Annotated in this window: 15 protein-coding genes; 9 read left to right on the top strand and 6 right to left on the bottom strand. The window is 61.2% G+C overall.

The genetic code is table 11. The annotated features are described in order from the left end of the window. Positions 1–20: 20 nt before the first annotated feature. From RF819_RS08015 to RF819_RS07995, 5 genes are all read right to left on the bottom strand, one after another. The gene (locus RF819_RS08015; protein ID WP_078364504.1) at positions 21–4,982 is read right to left on the bottom strand and encodes a 2-oxoacid:acceptor oxidoreductase family protein; all 4,962 of its coding nucleotides are present in this window, start codon (positions 4,980–4,982) and stop codon (positions 21–23) included. Between the two features lie 56 nt (positions 4,983–5,038). Continuing rightward, a complete protein-coding gene (locus RF819_RS08010; protein ID WP_078364503.1) occupies positions 5,039–5,917 on the bottom strand; it encodes an RnfABCDGE type electron transport complex subunit B in 879 nt (292 codons plus the stop codon). A gap of 49 nt (positions 5,918–5,966) precedes the next feature. Beyond that, positions 5,967–6,968, bottom strand: coding sequence for an FAD:protein FMN transferase (locus RF819_RS08005; protein WP_078364502.1), 1,002 nt, complete (start codon positions 6,966–6,968; stop codon positions 5,967–5,969). 202 nt (positions 6,969–7,170) lie between these two features. Next, positions 7,171–7,791 (bottom strand): MarC family protein, encoded by a 621-nt coding sequence (locus RF819_RS08000; RefSeq protein ID WP_078364501.1) that lies wholly within the window; start codon positions 7,789–7,791, stop codon positions 7,171–7,173. A 33-nt stretch (positions 7,792–7,824) separates the two neighbouring features. Beyond that, a complete protein-coding gene (locus RF819_RS07995; protein ID WP_078366842.1) occupies positions 7,825–8,571 on the bottom strand; it encodes an SDR family oxidoreductase in 747 nt (248 codons plus the stop codon). Positions 8,572–8,651: 80 nt separating this feature from the next. Between RF819_RS07995 and RF819_RS07990 the strand changes: the two genes are divergently transcribed. Then, a complete protein-coding gene (locus tag RF819_RS07990) occupies positions 8,652–9,347 on the top strand; it encodes a dienelactone hydrolase family protein (protein ID WP_078364500.1) in 696 nt (231 codons plus the stop codon). Between the two features lie 21 nt (positions 9,348–9,368). Here the strand turns inward: RF819_RS07990 and RF819_RS07985 are convergent, their stop codons facing one another. Beyond that, complete coding sequence (locus tag RF819_RS07985; RefSeq protein ID WP_078364499.1) at positions 9,369–9,677, bottom strand: PsiF family protein; 309 nt, start codon at positions 9,675–9,677, stop codon at positions 9,369–9,371. Between the two features lie 142 nt (positions 9,678–9,819). On the opposite strand from RF819_RS07985, the gene argS reads away from it, so the two are divergent. The 8 genes from argS to RF819_RS07945 all read left to right on the top strand — a co-directional run bounded on the left by argS (position 9,820) and on the right by RF819_RS07945 (position 18,029). Beyond that, entirely contained in the window at positions 9,820–11,517 is a 1,698-nt protein-coding gene (gene argS / locus RF819_RS07980; protein ID WP_078364498.1) for an arginine--tRNA ligase, read from the top strand. A gap of 33 nt (positions 11,518–11,550) precedes the next feature. Continuing rightward, positions 11,551–12,159 (top strand): SPOR domain-containing protein, encoded by a 609-nt coding sequence (locus RF819_RS07975; protein ID WP_078364497.1) that lies wholly within the window; start codon positions 11,551–11,553, stop codon positions 12,157–12,159. A gap of 56 nt (positions 12,160–12,215) precedes the next feature. Beyond that, positions 12,216–12,866, top strand: a complete 651-nt coding sequence (locus RF819_RS07970; protein ID WP_078364496.1) for a thiol:disulfide interchange protein DsbA/DsbL — start codon at positions 12,216–12,218, stop codon at positions 12,864–12,866. A 104-nt stretch (positions 12,867–12,970) separates the two neighbouring features. Next, positions 12,971–13,597 carry a lipopolysaccharide transport periplasmic protein LptA gene (gene lptA / locus RF819_RS07965; RefSeq protein ID WP_078364495.1) on the top strand — a complete coding sequence of 209 codons (627 nt, stop codon included), beginning with the start codon at positions 12,971–12,973 and terminating at the stop codon, positions 13,595–13,597. An 11-nt stretch (positions 13,598–13,608) separates the two neighbouring features. Next, positions 13,609–14,415, top strand: a complete 807-nt coding sequence (gene lptB / locus RF819_RS07960) for an LPS export ABC transporter ATP-binding protein (RefSeq protein WP_078366841.1) — start codon at positions 13,609–13,611, stop codon at positions 14,413–14,415. Positions 14,416–14,520: 105 nt separating this feature from the next. Further along, positions 14,521–16,119, top strand: coding sequence for an RNA polymerase factor sigma-54 (gene rpoN, locus RF819_RS07955; protein ID WP_078364494.1), 1,599 nt, complete (start codon positions 14,521–14,523; stop codon positions 16,117–16,119). Positions 16,120–16,203: 84 nt separating this feature from the next. After that, positions 16,204–17,580 (top strand): THUMP domain-containing class I SAM-dependent RNA methyltransferase, encoded by a 1,377-nt coding sequence (locus RF819_RS07950; protein ID WP_078364493.1) that lies wholly within the window; start codon positions 16,204–16,206, stop codon positions 17,578–17,580. Further along, positions 17,577–18,029: a putative toxin-antitoxin system toxin component, PIN family gene (locus RF819_RS07945; RefSeq protein ID WP_078364492.1), complete on the top strand. Its 453-nt coding sequence runs from the start codon at positions 17,577–17,579 to the stop codon at positions 18,027–18,029. Before RF819_RS07950 ends, RF819_RS07945 begins: the two co-directional genes overlap by 4 nt. Positions 18,030–18,131 lie beyond the last annotated feature (102 nt).

Below are 18,131 nucleotides of genomic sequence, written 5' to 3'. Positions count from 1 at the left end.
AACTTGGGTGGGTCGGTCTGTCAGTTGTATTTGGCCGCGCGTGCCAACAATTTGTCGACACCAGCTTCGGTCATGTCCCAGGCGGTACCCGGATGCAGACAGCCTGCCGTGCATTTCTCTGCGGCTTTGACCAAATCCTTGAATTTGGCGCCTTTGGGGTTGAGCACAACCACCTGTTTTTGGTCGTTGTAGGCAAATACCTTGGGTGCCAGGGAGGTGCATTCGTCGCAGGCTGTGCATTCAGGCGTGTCCACCCAGCACGCCTCATAACCACCGCCAGGAACGGGTGCGACGGTGGCATGGGTATCCAGCACTGGTGCAAGGGGGGCAGTTTGGCTGCCGGGGAGGGTCAGGCTGTTCGTGATCTTTTCTATCAACTCGGCCCGCACACGTTCGGTGACGGCCTGGGTATCCACCTCCGATGCGCGCCTGGACAAACCGGCGATGTCCTTGAGCTGTTGCCAGAAGTTCTGCCGCTCTTCACAGGCGAGCACCAGTTCCTTGGAGACCAGCAGCCGCATCAGGTGGTTCTTGCTGTCTGTGGCCCAGATGTAGGGGAACCTGCCCTCGCGTTCGTCCTGCGGCAAAGCCAGCAAGTCAGCCAGCGGCAACATGGCGTCGTTCCAGGTTTCTGCAGGCGCTTTGCGGAACTGCTTGCTGAAACGGCCTTCCGTCGCAGCAAAGTCGGCAAAGGTCACCGGCAGATCCATACGCTGCTTCTGAGCACTCTCGTCAAGGTATTCCAGCGAATAACTTGGCCAGTCAGACTCGATGGCAGGGTTGCCATCCAAGCTGATGCTTTCCGAAAAAGTGATACCCGCGTCCGGGTCGAAGCGGAACAAGGGGTAGGCCCGGCTTTCCACCGCCAGCTTGCTTTGGGCCACACTCTTGTCATCACCCACCCCATGTTCCGGCGGGCAAACCGCATAGATGTTGAACAAAGCCGGTCGCCGCGAGTTGAGGCCGTCGATGTAGCCCTCCAGCAGGTGATTGACGTGGGCGATGGTGCTTTGCAACACGAAGGATGTGCGGTGTGCCATGGCGATGACACTCATCTCCTTGCGGATCTCGGTTTTGCCATGCATGGCTTTGCCGAAAGGCGCCATGTCAGACACCTGGCTGATGAAGCCTGAGGTGCAGGCCTGGCCACCGGTGTTCGAATACACCTGGGTGTCCACCACCAGCACCTTGATGGGTTTGCCCGACATCATGGCCCGCGACAGGTTCTGGAACCCAATGTCGTACATGGCGCCGTCACCGCCAAGGCTCACGACGGGTGGGCACATATGCCACTCGTCATCGCTGAACTGGGGCCAGTCAAAACGTTTGAAGAAGTCGGCATCGCGCTCATGGATGTACTCGCCCTTGAGCTCCATCTCGGCGATGCGCACCGCCTTGAAACCCTCGGCCATCTTCGCCATGTGCCCCTCAAACAGACCCATGGCCACCGAGGGCGAGTCCTGGAACAGGTGGGATGTCCACGGAAACGGATAGGGGTGGTAGGGGTAGGTCGACCCCCAGACCGATGTGCACCCGGTGGAGTTGACCAGGCCCATGTCGGCGCGGCCTCGTTTGCTGGGGCCCTCGACGTAGCGCCAGCGCAGGTCCTTGAGTTTGTCCAGCAACTGAGCGGTGCGTTTGATCCAGGCTGGATCAAGCGGTTGTGAAGGTTTGTTGGCCGACAGGCTGGCCGCCAGGGTCGACAAAGTCAGGTCCTGGCTGCTACTGGCATTGACGGCAGACACCACGGCGCTGGCGTCCGACAGATCAATTGCATCGGCCAGACGGTTCCGCATGTGCTGTTCCAGACTGACAATGAGCAAGTCAAGTCGGGCCACGTAATCACGCACACGTGGCTGCATCAGTGCCGCAGCGGCAGAGGTGAACAGGTGAATCGCTGTCTTCTCGCCACACCCCAGGCAGGCGCCGTCGCCACAGTTCATCGAGTTGTAGTTGGCTTTGTCGAGCAGCAGGGTTTCCAGTGCGCCGATTTTTTCGTCCAGGCTGTCGATGCGTCCATACTCCTTCGGTGTGGTGGGCAGGTCCAGCCAGAAATCCCAGTCCTGGCGCAGCGTCTTGATCGACGCCTCGGTCTGCGTCACCATCTTCAAAGCCTTGTCATCGCACACGGTGACACACAGGGCGCAGGACTTGCAAGTGAGTGGGTTGACGGTGATCGAGAACAGGCCACCGCTGCCGGGCGCTTTCTTTTCCTTTTGCGTCCAGTACGGTTTGGTGGCCGCAAACTGGAAGTCGCTAAGCTCTGTTTTTAGTAGCTGGAACTCCTTGATCATATTGGGCTGATCGTCTTCTGGGGCCTCAGCAATGGTGGCCTCGATGGCCTGGTCGATCAGCGGCCGAACAGCCACACCATCACCCGTGATCAAAACACGCAGTTTTTTCTCCGCAACCCGAACCGCGCGCCGCAGGAAACGGGTCGGCGTGCCGCCGGTCTCGATACGTTGCAGCGCGGTGTTGAACACTTCGGCCACACTGTTGACCAGACCCGGAATGGCGCTGTCAGGGCAGACGGTGTAACACTTGCCGCAGGCGGTGCAGTTCTCAGCTTGCCAGACCGGGTGCTCAAACCGGATGCCGGTCATGTCGCGGTAGATGCCGGTGGCTGCAGGCACCAGCGAGGCGCCGATGAACGGGTCGACCAGGTTGTCGTTGCCCTTGCCAGTGGCATAAAAATGGCCGGTCTGCTCCCAGAAGCGGTGCAAATCAGCCACCGGTGGCAAGTGTTTGGCGTCGGCCACAGGTGTGCGCATCAGCATGATCGGCAGCCCGGCGCCGGTCTTGGTCAGCGCCTTGTGGCTGGTGCCCAGAGGTTTATTTGTGATCTCCCTGGTTTCGACATACCCCCGTTTGACCACGCTCAGGTTGTTCTGCACCACCCGGCCGCCTTTGCCACCGAACTTGGTTTCCAGCTGTTTTTCAATGGCGCGAAACAGGGTTTCTTCACTCAGGCCAGCGTTGGCACACACCGGTGAGGCTGCAAAAAAGGCGCCCTGGAAGGCGTTGCCCTGCATGCGCAGCATCAGCTCGGCGCTGCCGGCCTCCTCGCGGGCGATCTGGAACGCATCCAGGTAATACACACGAATCTCCTGCTCCACAATCTGCTTTTGCGCCCACAACGGGAACGCGCCCCAGGTGGCCTCACCCAGATTGCTCTGGATGATGAATACGCCGCCTTTTTTGAGCCCCGTGAGAGGGTTGGAGTGGCCAAACACCGCCGGGTCGGGGGACAACACCACATCCAGGTGCACGTATTCACTGTTGACGCGAATCAGCTCCGGTGCAGCCGAGAGGTAATAGGTGGTGGGCTGGCCCTTCTTTTCCGAGCCGTACTTTGGGTTGGCCTTGATCTCGTAACCCAGCAGGTCAAACAGTGTCATGGCCAGGTTTTTGCCGGTGGTGATGGCGCCCCAGCCCCCAATCGAGTGCATACGCACGGTGATGGCACCGGGGGGCATCAGGTTCGGGTTTTCCGAGCCACGCACGGAGAGTTCACGCAAACGCGGGTAGGCCGCCTGCAAGGCTTCCTGGTGCAACTCATCCTTGGGGTTGAGCGGGTCGCGGGCGAAATCGACCGAGAGGTAGAAGAAGGGCCGACGTTGGCCCTGCGGCAACATGTTTTCGAACGCACCAATCAAGCCCTCAGGCTGCAGATCGCGTGAACCCAGACCGTAACAGCCGGAGTACAAGCGCGGCATCTCACCCGCAGCCAGGCTGGCATAACCGGGATAGGGCAGGGCGCCGTCCCTGGAACTACTGCGGTCGGCCTCAGCCTGGCCGTTTTCCTGGCATTTGGAGAGGGTGGCGCGGACTTCCCGCATCAGCGGCAGATCTTCCGCCAGGGGCTGGTCGGTGCGCTCCAACACCGCAACCCCTTTTTTGCCGCGCAACACATGGCCCAACAGGTCGCCGGGGAAGGGGCGGAACATGCTCAGGTTGACCACCCCGACTTTGAGTTGACGTGTGGTCCGCAGGTAGTCGGCCACAGCCTCGGCCTGCACGATCATGCTGCCCATGCCGAGGATCAGGTAGTCCGCATCATCACTTTTCCAGCCACTGACACGTTGGTAACTGCGGCCGGTGAGCTGCGCGTACTCGGCCATGCACTGGTCGGCCATGGCCGCGATGTGGTCGAAGAAATAGGGGCGCTGGCCTGCCACCGACTGCATGTAGGCGTCCTGGTTTTGGACCGAGCCTGACAGCATTGGTGCATCCACATCCCAGATGGCCGGTACACGGCGGCGCTGTGGGCCATACAGCATGGCCTGGGCGGGTGTGGGTGTGTCGATCAGGTCATCCGGTTTGCCAAGGAACTCCGCCACCAGCTCACGCTCGGGCAGACGTGCGGACTCAATCAGGTGGGTGGTCAGGAACCCATCCTGGCCGACGATGGCTGGGGTCAGCGAGAGTTCGGCCACCTTGCGTGCTATCAGGTTGAGATCGGCCGCCTCCGTGGCGTTTTTGGCCATCACCTGGATAAAACCAGTGTCGTCGATACAGTGGTAGTCATCGTGCCCGGCATGCACGTTCAGGCTGGCCTTGGTGATGGCCCGGCATCCCATGTTGAGCACATAGGGCAGGCGTTTACCCACCGTGGCGTAGAGCGACTCGTGCATGAACGCAATGCCCTGGCCTGATGAAAAGTTGGTGGCGCGCAGCCCGGTCATCGACATGCCCGCGGTGACACCTGCAGCGGCATGCTCGGATTCCGGCTCGACAAAAATCAGAGGGCGTTCTGAGATGTTGAGATGCCCTGAAGAAACCTCCTCGGCCCAGTACTCCCCCATCTGGGTAGAGGGCGTGATCGGGTAGGCCCCTGCTGCATCGGACGCTTCGCGTTCGACGTGGATGACTGCTGTGTTGCCGTCGACCGCGTCACGGATGCCTGGGTACTTCGCCGCAGGGCGATCTGAGTGGGCTGCGTGGGTGTCACGTTTCAAATAATCGAGGACCTTGTTGAGCATGGTGTGTTCCCGGTAAAAGGACGAATCCTTGTGAGTTTGAGCAGGTGGCGGCCGCGTCAGTGCTTGATGGGTAAGGCATCGTTGCGCAGGATCTTTTTCGCGGCGTGTCCTCGCGACCCATGATCTGGGTCGGCAAACCAAACGATGGCACCGGTTGGGCAACGGTCGGTCAGGTGTTGGGTGGCTTGGTCGTGCCAGTCGTAGTCGATCTCGACCAGGTTGTTGCGTAAAGTCAGCAGGCCGGGTGGCGCATCCGCCACACATTTGCCGCAGGCGGTGCAGGCAACCTCGCAGGCAGCTTGGGCCGCATCACCATCGGCCCGGTTACGGCAGGCGATCCAGAGTTTGTGGCTGAGCTCCTGAAGAGAGAACAGACCTTTGGGGCAGACAGCCACACAGTCATTACATGCTGTGCATTTGAGCGGGTCCACCACCGGCAGGCCGTGCCGATCCAGGTGCAGGGCTCCTTGTTTGCAGACATTGACACAATCGCCCAACCCCAGGCAACCCCAGGCACATTCCTTGCCACCACCACTGACCACTGCAGCCGCCCGGCAGGTTGACAAACCTGCGTACCGCGCTCGGGTGTAGGCCACATGTTTGCCCCCGGCACAGGCCAGGCGCGCCACACGGCGTTCAACGTCTCCCGCATCCACGCCCAGCATCGTGGCAATCATGCCAACCTGCGCTGCACTGCTCACCGTGCACTGTGCTGGAACAATCTCGCCAGCAATCACTTTCTCGGCAAAGTTGCGGCAACCCGCCAGACCACAGGCGCCACAGTTGGATTTGGGCAGCAGGTTCTCCACCTCTTCAATCCGAGGGTCTTCATACACATACAGCCGACGATTCGCAAAAGCCAGCACACCCGCGAGCAACACCCCCAGCGTTGCCATGAAAAGCCCTGCGCTACCAATCGTGCCAATGAGTTCCAACGTCAGTCCTCCAGTCGGGTGTTCAACAACAGGTTCACCTGGGCGCCACTCAGGCAGACAACGCCGGGAATTTGGGTGTGACCTGGATGGCACCGTTTTTGTGGATCAGCAAGGCATCCACCTGTGGCAGTTGTTGGGCCAGTGCCAGTGCCTTGTTGGCCCCCATCACCATGAATGCGGTTGACAGCCCGTCGGCCATCAAACCGGTGGGCGCCAGCACCGTGGCGCTGGCCAGGGTGGTGGGGGAGTCTCCGGTGGCGGGATCAAAAATATGGTGATGGATGTAGTCCGGGCTGAAAAAGGTTTCGTAGTCGCCTGATGTGGCCAATTGGCGACCATCCAGCGCGGCCTTGGCGGCGAGTGCATCGGTGTGTCGCGGGTTCTTGATGCCCAGAACCCAGGGCAAACCGGTCGTTTTGTGGCCCAGTGCACCGAATTCGCCGGTGTCGACCAGGGCGTGGCTGATCCCATGTGCATGCAAACTCGCCAGCACCAGGTCGGCCGCATACCCCTGCGCCAGGCCATTGAGGGTGATGCCCATACCGGGCTGTGCCAGGCTGACTTGTTGTCCGCCTGCACTCAGGCCTTGCCAGTTGACGAGGGCCTTGGCGCTCGCTATGGCCTCTGGTCTGGGCAGTTCGCCGCGCGCTTGCGCTTGTGTGAAAACCCGCCACAAGGGTTGCACGGTGATGTCAAACGCCCCTGCCGTCTGTTCGGAGAGTTGTCGGGCATAAGTCAGCACCTTGACCAGATGGGGGTCAGGTTTCTCAATGCGCCCCAACAGATTGAGTTGGTAGACCTGGCTGTGTTCCTGATGCAGGCTCATCAAGGCATCCACCTGGCTGACCTGGGCCAAGGCCTCGGTGATGGCCGCTTGTGCTTGTGTGGCGTCGTCATGCCACAGCGCAATGCTCACGGTGGTGCCAAAAGCTTTGCCCGAGCCTGAATAGGGCCGCAGATCGGAGCGTGCGCTGTTAGGCCTGTCGAAACAGGCCAAGGCCGCCAATGAACCCAGACCCAATGAAGCCGAAAGCAAAGTACGTCGACGCATCCGTAACCCCCTGTAGACATTTGTCCGAAGTAGCGGACATTTGCAGACATTTTAAGTTCGTTACAGGTGTTTTCATACAAGTGTAAATCTTTCGTTACACTTGTCAAAATCAACGTAAGTCTTTGATTTAAAAGAAGTTGTGATGCGTTTTAGTCAAAAAGACGAAATTCCGGCCGTGTGTGATGGGCCTGTAGCCCCTGGGTCATTTTCCTAATATGGGAAACAGTTTCACCAGGCCGTCAGACATCACCTCCACCGCGAGCGCAGCCAGAATCAGGCCCATCAGCCGGGTCATGACATTGATGCCGGTCTTGCCCAGCCTGCGGGCAATCGGTTTTGCCAGAGAAAAACACAGCGCGGTGGCCAAGGCCACCACCACGCCGTAGCCCACCAGCGTGGTGAGTTGCAGCACCGTCTTGGCCTTGTCGGCATAAATCACCACGGTGGACATGGTGGCTGGGCCAGTCAGCAGCGGAATCGTCAGAGGCACCACGGCAATGCTGGCGCGGGCAGCGGCGTCATGCATTTCCTCGGCATTGGATTTGGCCTCGGCCGGTTGCGCGTTGAGCATGGCCAATGACGAGGTCAGCAACAACATGCCCCCGCCGACCTGAAAGCTGGCCAGCGAAATGCCAAAAAACTTCAGAATCTGCAAGCCCATCAGCGCACTGACGGCAATCACCACAAAACAGCTGAAGGCAGAAATCAGGACCGTGCGCCGACGCTGCTCGTCGTCAAAGTTCTGGGTGTAGTGGATAAAAAACGGCACGATGGCCAGCGGGTTGACGATGGCCAGCAGGGTGACGAGGGGTTTGAAATCCATGGTGTGTAGGTATTGCGGGTTTTGAAAAAGTGCTTAACGTCCACCGGCCACGTCGAGCAAAGCGCCGGTGGTGTAACTGGACGCATCCGAGAGCAGCCAGACAATGGATTGGGCTATTTCCTGTGCTGTCCCTGGACGTTGCATGGGCACCGTGGATGCCAGCTGATGGGCGCGTTCGGGCTGGCCGCCTGAGGCGTGAATGTGGGTGTCGATGATGCCGGGGCGCACCGCATTGACCCGGATACCCTCCTGCGCCAGCTCCCGCGCCAACCCGATGGTGAAGCTGTCGATGGCCCCTTTGCTGGCCGCGTAATCCACATACTGACCAGCACTGCCCAGACTGGCGGCGATGCTGGAGACATTCACGATGGCGCCGCCGCTGCCGCCAAAACGTGTGCTCATGCGTTGGATGGCCTCGCGGGCGCACACAAAACTGCCCAGCACATTGGTGTCAAACATGCGGCGCAGGCGCTGCACCGTGATGCTGTCGACCCGGCTGGCCACGTCCACCACGCCGGCGTTGTTCACCAGCGCTGTCAATCGCCCGAGCTTGGCATCAACTTCCTTAAACATGGCGACCACCTGGTCTTCTTGGGCTACATCGGCTTGCACCGCGATGGCGTTGCCGCCGCTGGTTTGAATCTGCTGTACCACCGTGTTGGCCGCCTCGGCATTGCAGCTGTAGTTGATGGCCACAGCAAAACCGTGTTGTGCCGCCAGCAAAGCGGTAGCAGCGCCAATGCCGCGCGAACCACCTGTGATCAAGAGTATTTTTTGCATGCAGCCATCGTATTCGGTTTGCTGGGGCGCGTTTTGGCAAAACATGGAAAATGGCCGTTTCCCTGGATCGGAGAACGCCCATGACGTCTTTGCTTGCGTTGACCGCCGCCGACGGTTTTCAGTTTCCGGTGTACCAGGCCACACCAATGGGTCCGGTGCGCGGCGCCGTGGTGGTGTTGCAGGAGATTTTTGGTGTCAACCGCCATATCCGTTCAGTGACTGACGGCTTTGCAGCGCAGGGTTATCTGGCGCTGGCGCCGTCGACCTTTCACCGGGTTCGGCAGGGTGTGGACATGGGTTACTCACCTGAGGACATCGCTGCAGGTGTGGCCTTGAAGGCGCAGGTCGAAGGGTTGCCCGCGCCCGGTGTGTTGGCCGACATCCAGGCCACGGTAGATCATGCGGCTCGCCAGCTGCCCTCGGGCAAGGTCGCGGTGGTCGGTTATTGCTGGGGCGGGTTGTTGACCTGGCGCGCCGCGTGTGAGCTCGATCACGTCACGGCTGCCGTACCGTATTACGGCGGCGGCATGACACAGCCGGTCGAGATCGCCAGGCGCCCCAAAGTGCCGGTACTGGCACACTTTGCAGAGCACGACGCCTCGATTCCGCTGCAAGGTGTCGAGGCCTTCCGGCTGGCGCACCCCGAGGTGGCGCTGCATCTGTACAACGCCAGCCACGGTTTCAACTGTGACTGCCGATCTGCTTATAACGCCCCTGAAGCCTCGTTGGCATTGGGGAGAACACTCTCGTTCTTAGAGCAATCCCTGCGCCAGTGAGGCTTCGCGTGTGACACGGGTTCAGCCCTTGTTGCTCAGGCAGTCCTTCATGAAGGCTTTGCGCTCATCTCCTTTGAGGGCTTTGTCGCCGGCTTCCTTGTTGCAGGTTTTCATCTTCTCCTGCTGCGCTGTTTTTTTGTCGCTGCTGGCTGCGGCGGGTTTGGCGCCCAGGCAATCTTTCATGAAGGCCTTGCGCTCATCGCCTTTGAGGGCCTTGTCACCGGCTTCTTTGTTGCAGCTTGCCATCTTGCTTTGCTGCGCGGTTTGGGCTTGTACCGAACCCAGGGACAGCGCCAAGCCCAAACCCAGAATTGCCAATACTGTTTTCATCTGAACACCTTTCTTTGTTGTGGAAATGACCGTGGGCGATTCGACCACATAAGCTTGACCAAAACAACACAAGGTGTGAGTCAACCGGTGTGGCCCACGCGTCAAGGAAGAGGGGGCCTGGCCTGCCGCCTAAAATCGGCCCATGCTGACTGTCAAAACCGAACTCCTTGAAGCCCTGCGCCAAGCGCTGGAAGATCTTTTGCCCGGTGCGGGCGCGCGTGCCGCGTTTGAGTCGCCCAAAGTGGCGGCACATGGTGACCTGGCCACCACCGCCGCGATGCAACTGGCCAAACCCCTCAAACTCAACCCGCGCCAGTTGGCGGAAACCCTGTGCACCAGCCTGCGGGCCACGCCGCCCTACCAGACCTGGGTTGAGGCACTGGAGATTGCCGGTCCGGGCTTCATCAACATCAAGCTCAAACCGGCTGCCAAACAGCAGGTGGTGCGTGAGGTGCTGGCGCAGACCCAAAGCTATGGCACGCAGGCCGCCAATGGTCAAAGGTTGTTGGTGGAGTTTGTCTCGGCCAACCCGACCGGCCCCTTGCATGTCGGCCATGGCCGCCAGGCCGCGCTGGGGGATGCCATCTGTAACCTGTTCACCACCCAGGGCTACCAGGTGCACCGCGAGTTCTATTACAACGACGCCGGTGTCCAAATCCAGACCCTGGCCAACAGCACCCAGCTGCGCGCCAAAGGTTTCAAGCCAGGTGACGACTGCTGGCCGACCGACCCCGACAACCCCGCCAGCAAGGCCTTCTACAACGGCGACTACATCCAGGACATCGCCAACGACTTCCTTGCCAAGAAAACCGTCCAGGCCGACGACCGCACCTTCACCGCCAGTGGTGATGTGGATGACCTCGACTCCATCCGCCAGTTTGCCGTGGCCTACTTGCGCAACGAGCAGGACAAGGACTTGCAGGCTTTCAACCTCAAGTTTGACGAGTACTACCTGGAGTCCAGCCTGTACACCAGTGGCCGGGTCGAGGCCACGGTCAACAAACTGGTGGCCAACGGCAAGACCTATGAGCAAGACGGCGCCTTGTGGCTCAAAAGCACCGACTACGGCGACGACAAAGACCGTGTCATGCGCAAGAAAGACGGCAGCTACACCTACTTTGTGCCCGATGTGGCCTACCACATTGCCAAGTGGGAGCGGGGTTACACCAAGGTAATCAACATCCAGGGCACTGACCACCATGGCACGATTGCGCGGGTGCGCGCTGGGCTGCAGGCGGCTGACGTGGGCATTCCCAAGGGGTACCCCGACTACGTGTTGCACACCATGGTGCGCGTGGTCAAGGGTGGTGAAGAGGTCAAGATCAGCAAACGCGCAGGCAGTTATGTGACCTTGCGCGACCTGATTGAGTGGACCAGCAAGGACGCAGTGCGCTTTTTCCTGTTGAGCCGCAAGCCCGACACCGAATACACCTTTGATGTTGATCTGGCCGTGGCCAAGAACAACGACAACCCGGTGTATTACGTGCAGTACGCCCACGCGCGCATTTGTTCGGTGCTCGCAGGTTGGGGCGGCGACGAGACCACCCTGGCCGGTGTGGATTTGAGCCCGCTGGACAGTCCGCAGGCCCAGGCTTTGATGCTGTTGCTGGCCAAATACCCGGCCATGCTCAGTGACGCCGCCAGCGGTTTTGCCCCGCATGATGTGACCTTTTACCTGCGTGAACTGGCCGCCTGCTACCACAGCTACTACGACGCCGAGCGCATCCTGGTGGACGACGAAGCTGTCAAGCTGGCTCGGCTGGCCTTGGTGGCGGCCACCGCGCAGGTGCTGGCCAACGGCCTGGCGGTGCTGGGTGTGGCTGCCCCGCGCAAAATGTGATCACGCAATAACAACAGGTATCGAAGGTGAAACATGAAACAACAACGCGGCGGAACATTCCTGGGGTTTGTGCTGGGCCTGGTGGTTGGGCTGGGCGTGGCGCTGGCGGTGGCGGTGTATGTCACCAAGGTGCCGGTCCCGTTCCTGGACAAAGGCATGAATCGCCCAGCTGACCAGGACGCGGTCGAGCAGCAGAAAAACAAGGACTGGGACCCGAACGCCCCGCTGTATGGCAAGAACCCGGCTCGCCCGGCCTCGGCTGAGCAGATTGAGCCGGTGCCCGCCAAAGCTGCCGCCTCGGACGCCGAGCCTGCCAAGCCAGCGGTCACCGCCGACCCCCTGGGTGACCTGGTCAAAGCCAAGTCGGCGGCCAAGGCTGCGGTATCTGGTCCGGCGGCTGCCGATCCTTTTGTGTATTTTGTGCAGGTGGGTGCTTACCGCACCCAGGAAGATGCCGAGAGCCAACGTGCCAAGCTGTCATTGGCCGGGCTGGAGACCAAGGTCAGTGAGCGTGAACAAGCCGGGCGCACAGTCTACCGGGTGCGGATGGGGCCGTATGAACGCCGTGACGAAGCTGAAGCCGCCAAAACCAAGCTGGAGGCCACCGGCTTGGAGGCGGCCATGGTGCGCGCGGCACGTTGAACTTTTTGGGGCGTGTGCTGCTCTGACGCTGTCATTGTTGACAAGGACCGAACCCCATGCCCCTCAAAAGACGCGATTTCTGTGCCGCTGCCACCCTGGCTGGCGCCGCCCTGACCACCACCCCGCTGTTGGCCCAGGCCAAAGTGCCCCAGGCGGGCAGCGACTATGCGAAGCTGCGTAAGCCCGCGCCAGTGGACGCCCCGGCAGGCAAGATCGAGGTGATCGAATTTTTCTGGTACAGCTGCCCACACTGCAACGCGTTTGAGCCGGTGCTCAACAATTGGGCGCAGCGCCTGCCCAAAGACGTGGTGTTCAAACGTGTGCCGGTGGCGTTCCAGGACAGCTACCTGCCACAACAGCGGCTTTTTTACGCGCTGGAGGCGATGGATCTGACCACCAAATTGCACGAGCGCGTGTTTGCCGCCATCCATGTGGAGCGGCAAAACCTGTCAACGGAAGCGGCCATCACCGACTGGATGGCCAAACAAGGGGTGGACAAGGCGCTCTTTACCAGCCACTTCAACTCGTTCACCACGGTGGCCAAGGCGCGCCGGGCCAGCCAGCTGATGAATGCCTACGAGGTCGAAGGTGTGCCTGCGCTCGGTGTGGCCGGGCGTTTTTACACCGACGGTGCCATGACCAAAGCCATGGACCGGGCGCTGCAGGTGGTGGATTTCCTGGTGGCCGAGGTCCGCGCGGGACGTTGAGTCTGGCGCTTGTCGGGCGCCACATCTGGCTTCGTTGCGGGCCGATGGGAACGGGCAGCAAGGTCGCTACAATGCATGCATAAACATGCAAGATTCGTGCCTTTATGAACAACTTCCTTTTGTCGCGCCTGGTCTCGGTCCTTTTGGTCCTGGTGGCTCCTGTCGCCTGGGGTGAAAAGGCGGACAAGGACAAACCCATGAATGTGGAGTCTGACGCTTTGCGTTATGACGACGCACGGCAGGTCAGCGTGTTCACCGGCAAGGTGGTCCTGACCAAGGGCACCATCCTGATTCGCGGCGCACGGCTCGATGTGCGGCAAGACCCGGATGGCTTCCAATACGGTGTGGTCACCGCCGAGCCCGGCAAACTGGCGTTTTTCCGCCAGAAGCGCGAAGGGGTGGATGAGTTCATCGAAGGCGAGGGCGAAACCATCGACTACGACGGTCGCCTGGACACCGTCAAGTTCATTTCCAAAGCCCAGTTGCGCCGTTATCGGGGGGCCACCCTGGCCGACGAGTTCAATGGTGGCCTGATCGTCTACAACAACGTCACCAGCGTGTTCACGCTGGATGGTGCACCTGCCGCTGGCAAAAACAGCAGCACCGGCCAACCCGGTGCACCCGCCGGCCGGGTCAAGGCGATGCTGACGCCGACCCCGGACAATGCGTCGGTACCAGCGTCGTCCACGCCTTTGCGCGACACCAACACCCTGGGTGGCAGCAAGCCATGACCCCCCTGGACATGGCTCCTGCTGCGCCAGCAACGGTCGCCGGTGACCGGCATCGCTCCTCGGACACGGGTGGACAAGACAGCTGCCTGCAAGCCCACCACCTGCAAAAGTCTTACGGCAGCCGCAAGGTGGTCAAGGATGTGTCGCTGTCGGTGCGCAAAGGTGAGGTGGTGGGGCTGCTCGGCCCCAACGGTGCGGGCAAGACCACCTCGTTTTACATGATTGTGGGTCTGGTGCGTGCCAGCGGTGGCGACATCACCATCGACGGCCAGTCGGTCGAACACATGCCGATCCACCGGCGCGCCCGCCTCGGGCTGGGTTACCTGCCCCAGGAGGCGTCGATTTTTCGCCGCCTCAATGTGGAGGACAACGTGCGTGCGGTGTTGGAGTTGCAGCTCGATGAGCGCGGCAAGGGCCTGAGCAACGACGAGATTGAAAAACGCCTGACTGCGCTGCTGCAAGACCTGAGGGTGGACCACCTGCGCCAGTCCAGCGCTTTGTCGCTCTCGGGGGGGGAACGCCGCCGGGTCGAGATTGCCCGGGCGCTGGCGACCAACCCGCGGTTTATCCTGCTGGATGAACCTTTTGCGGGCATTGACCCGATTGCGGTGATCGAGATCCAGCGCATCATCAGTTTCCTGAAAAACCGGGGCATTGGCGTGCTGATCACCGACCACAATGTGCGCGAAACCCTGGGCATTTGTGACCACGCCTACATCATCAGCGACGGCACGGTGCTGGCGCAGGGCACCCCCGCCGACATCGTCAACGACGCTGATGTCCGCCGGGTGTACCTCGGTGAACATTTCCGCATGTGAAGCTATGACCCCCACGCTTGTCACGATGTGTACTGCGCTGCCCCCCGAGGGGGCCGCGTTTTTGCTTGGGGCGGCCCGTCGCCAAAACATGACCCCTGATCAGTCATGAAACAAGGCCTGTCCTTACGCGTCTCGCAGCATCTGGCGCTCACACCGCAGTTGCAGCAGTCGATCCGTCTGCTGCAGCTATCGACCCAGGAGCTGAGCCAGGAAGTCGACCAGATGCTCGACGAAAACCCGTTTCTGGACCGCAACGTCGAAGAGGCCGAGCGGGAGTCCTTTGGTCTGGCGCAGGCCGACGCACCGGTCAGTGCGGCGGACCGTGAGGCTGAAGTTGCTACTTATTCAGCAGCAGAGTATCCAGACACTACAAGGGCCAAGTCCGAAAATGACCATGAAGAAGTCGGTGTGTCGTCTGACGACATCCCGAGCTGGGACGGTGATGGCACCGTCAGCATGGCGCCCGACGACGGCGAGTGGGGCGGTGAGGCCGCGGCCCGTGGCAACAACCTCAGCGGTGACGACGAAATGGACGCCACCGAGCTGGCGCGCAACCAGGAGTCGCTGCAGAGCTTTTTGCACCGCCAGGCGCTGGCGCTGCGCCTGGGGGCTGAGGACAGTGCCGCGCTGCGTTTCCTGATCGAGTCGCTCAATGACGACGGTTACCTGGAAGACACACTCGACGAGCTGGCGCGTGGCCTGGCCGGTGAGGACGACCCGGAGCAGATCGAGCAACTGGTCCACCACTTCACCGTGGCTTTGAGCCTGCTGCAAAGCCTGGAGCCCACTGGCGTGGGTGCCCGTGGCCTGGCCGAGTGCCTGAGCCTGCAGCTGCAAGCCCTGCAGCGCAACACCGATCTCAGCGACGAGTTCGACCCCGACGTGATCAAGGTCGCGCTGGCCATCTGCCGCCAGCCGATGGACCTGCTGGCCCGGCGCGACATCAAACACCTGATGCCCTTGTGTGGTGCCAGCGACCCCGCCGTGCGTGCCGCCATCACCCTGATTGGCCGCCTGGAGCCCAAGCCCGGACGGCGGTTTGTGGATGTGGAACGCAATGTGGTGGTGCCCGATGTGCTCGTGGTCAGGGTGGGCAACGGTGGCAACGCCAACTTCAGCGTGCGCCTGAACCCCGAGGTGATGCCGCGCCTGCGCGTGCACGACATCTACGCCAACGCGCTCAAGGGCCACAAGGCTGGTGGCAGCGAGGCCTCCAGTGCGCTGGCACTGCAGCAGCGTCTGCAAGAGGCGCGCTGGTTCATCAAGAACATCCAGCAGCGTTTCGACACCATCTTGCGGGTGTCCACCGCGATTGTGGAGCGGCAAAAAAGCTTCTTCATCCACGGCGAGCTGGCCATGCGCCCGCTGGTGCTGCGCGAAATTGCCGATGAGCTGGGCCTGCACGAGTCCACCATCAGCCGCGTCACCACCGCCAAATACATGGCCACGCCTTACGGCACCTTCGAGCTCAAGTACTTCTTTGGCTCGGGCCTGGGCACCGAATCCGGTGGCAACGCCTCCAGCACCGCAGTGCGGGCGCTGATCAAACAATTTGTCGCCGCCGAAAGCCCCAAAAAACCGCTGTCCGACAACCAGATCTCCGACATGCTCAAAGAGCAAGGCATCGAATGCGCCCGCCGCACCGTGGCCAAATACCGCGAAGGCCTGCGCATTGCCCCGGCATCGTTGCGCAAGGAGCTGTGACATTTTTGGCGCCACCCTGCTGTGCCCTCGAGGCGGCATGGGGCGCGAAGCCATCCCCTCGACGACCCTGAGGAAAGAATACCTATGAACCAACTCCAACTGTTCCTGCCCTGCGCCGCTGGCGTGGAAGACTACCTGGCCACCGAGGTCTTGCGCATCACCGAACTGCCGCCCGGCTGCATCACCAAACAGCGTGGTGGGGTGGCGGTGCGCACTGGTTTTGCCCACGCCATGTTGCTCAACCTGTACAGCCGTCTGGCGCAGCGCGTGCTGGTGTTGCTGAGTTACACCGAATACCGCAGTGAGCAGGACCTGTACCGCGCCGCCAGCGAAGTCACCTGGGAGCGCTGGTTCACCCCGCGTGAGAGCATCAAGGTCGAGATCACCGCCCAGCACAGCCCACTCAACAGCCTGAACTTTGCCGCGCTCAAGATCAAGGACGCCGTCTGTGACCGTTTTCGCACGGTGGCCAACGGCGTGCGCCCGGACGTCAACACCCAGTGGCCCGATGTGCGCATCTACGCCCACCTGACCACCGACAGTTGTTCCCTCTACATCGACACCTCGGGTGAACCGCTGTTCAAACGCGGCTGGCGTGTGGATAAGGGCGACGCGCCTTTGAAAGAAACCCTGGCCGCCGCGATGATCGCCGCCAGCGGCTGGCTCGACGGCGAGGGTGACCTGCAGCCGCTGTACGACCCGTGTTGCGGCAGCGGCACGATCCTGATCGAAGCCGCGCAAATGGCCTGCAACATGCCCGCCGGTGGCCAGCGTCGTTTTGCCTTCGAAAAATACCTGCCGTTCCGCAAGGCCGACTGGGACGCGATGAAACAAGAAGCGGCTGACGCCGTGGTGATGCCCGACGCCGACCAAAAGCCCCTGCTGTTTGGTAGCGATGTGGCCCACCGTATGGTCGACTTTGCCCAGCGCAATGCTGAGCGCGCCGGCGTCGCCCAGGTCATCGAATTCCGGGGGGGTGACGCATTACAACGGATGCCGCCGATGGACGTGAGCCAGACCGGTGGTGGCGTGATGCTGCTGAACCCGCCCTATGGTGAACGGATCGAAGTCGCCGGTGTCGCCCGCAGTGGTCGCATGGAACGTGCCCCTTTGCATGCCAAACAGGCCTCTAGCCCTTATAACGACAGGGCAGACAGCTACGAAGACGATAGTGGCACAGACGAGGGCGGTGATGTACAGCAGGGCCGTTTTGGCGCCCGAGAGTTGCCGCAAACCGAGAATGGCGGTGAGTTCTTCAGCCAGCTCGCCACCCACTGGAAGAAAAACTACTCGGGCTGGACCGCCTGGATGCTCACGCCCGACCTCAAATTACCCAGCAAGATGCGCCTCAAAGAATCCCGCCGCGTGCCGATGTGGAACGGCCCGATCGAATGCCGCTTGTTCCGCTTTGACATGGTGGCCGGCTCCGCACGTGAGCGCAGCCCCAAGCCCGCAGCGTGAGCCAAGGCGCTGAATCCCAACCGAGCCCGCATGGGCCAGTGGTCGCGCCGGTGGTGCTGGACACCAACATCGTGCTCGACCTGCTGCTGTTCCAGGACCCGGCAACCCTCACACTCCGGGCCGAGCTGGCCGGGAACCGCCTGCAATGGATCGCCACCGTGCCCATGCGCGACGAGTTGGCGCGGGTGTTGACCTACCCCTACATTGTCAAAAGCCTGCAGCACCATGGCATCAGCGCGACCGAGGTGCTGGCCGGGTTCGACGCCCAGGCCCAGATCCATGTTGCGGCGCCGCGCGCCAGTGCGGTCTGCAAAGATGCCGACGATCAGATCTTCATTGACCTTGCGGTGGACCATCAGGCTTGTCTGCTGAGCAAGGACAAAGCCGTGCTTTGTATGAAGAAAAGGCTTCTAGCCCTTTCAGTCAAAGTGCTCAAAGCTATTGAATAAATAGCGGCTGGGTCTGCCAGCCAGCTTGAACACCTGACAGACGCTGCACACCGCAGCACACCATCAGCAGGGCTGAGCCTGCAGTCCCGCCCCGTGTGATGT

It is taken from the genome of Rhodoferax fermentans (assembly GCF_002017865.1).
GTDB classification, from domain to species: Bacteria; Pseudomonadota; Gammaproteobacteria; order Burkholderiales; family Burkholderiaceae_C; genus Rhodoferax; species Rhodoferax fermentans.
This window is presented reverse-complemented; position numbering and strand designations above follow the sequence as displayed.

What these genes read in the sequence shown, in the direction of transcription:
- RF819_RS08015 (WP_078364504.1), bottom strand. Translation starts at nt 4,982, where the DNA reads ATGCTCAACAAGGTCCTCGATTATTTGAAACGTGACACCCACGCAGCC.
- RF819_RS07970 (WP_078364496.1), top strand. Translation starts at nt 12,216, where the DNA reads ATGCCCCTCAAAAGACGCGATTTCTGTGCCGCTGCCACCCTGGCTGGC.
- RF819_RS08005 (WP_078364502.1), bottom strand. Translation starts at nt 6,968, where the DNA reads ATGCGTCGACGTACTTTGCTTTCGGCTTCATTGGGTCTGGGTTCATTG.
- RF819_RS07995 (WP_078366842.1), bottom strand. Translation starts at nt 8,571, where the DNA reads ATGCAAAAAATACTCTTGATCACAGGTGGTTCGCGCGGCATTGGCGCT.
- lptA (WP_078364495.1), top strand. Translation starts at nt 12,971, where the DNA reads ATGAACAACTTCCTTTTGTCGCGCCTGGTCTCGGTCCTTTTGGTCCTG.
- RF819_RS08000 (WP_078364501.1), bottom strand. Translation starts at nt 7,791, where the DNA reads ATGGATTTCAAACCCCTCGTCACCCTGCTGGCCATCGTCAACCCGCTG.
- lptB (WP_078366841.1), top strand. Translation starts at nt 13,609, where the DNA reads ATGGCTCCTGCTGCGCCAGCAACGGTCGCCGGTGACCGGCATCGCTCC.
- RF819_RS07985 (WP_078364499.1), bottom strand. Translation starts at nt 9,677, where the DNA reads ATGAAAACAGTATTGGCAATTCTGGGTTTGGGCTTGGCGCTGTCCCTG.
- RF819_RS07950 (WP_078364493.1), top strand. Translation starts at nt 16,204, where the DNA reads ATGAACCAACTCCAACTGTTCCTGCCCTGCGCCGCTGGCGTGGAAGAC.
- rpoN (WP_078364494.1), top strand. Translation starts at nt 14,521, where the DNA reads ATGAAACAAGGCCTGTCCTTACGCGTCTCGCAGCATCTGGCGCTCACA.
- RF819_RS07990 (WP_078364500.1), top strand. Translation starts at nt 8,652, where the DNA reads ATGACGTCTTTGCTTGCGTTGACCGCCGCCGACGGTTTTCAGTTTCCG.
- argS (WP_078364498.1), top strand. Translation starts at nt 9,820, where the DNA reads ATGCTGACTGTCAAAACCGAACTCCTTGAAGCCCTGCGCCAAGCGCTG.
- RF819_RS07975 (WP_078364497.1), top strand. Translation starts at nt 11,551, where the DNA reads ATGAAACAACAACGCGGCGGAACATTCCTGGGGTTTGTGCTGGGCCTG.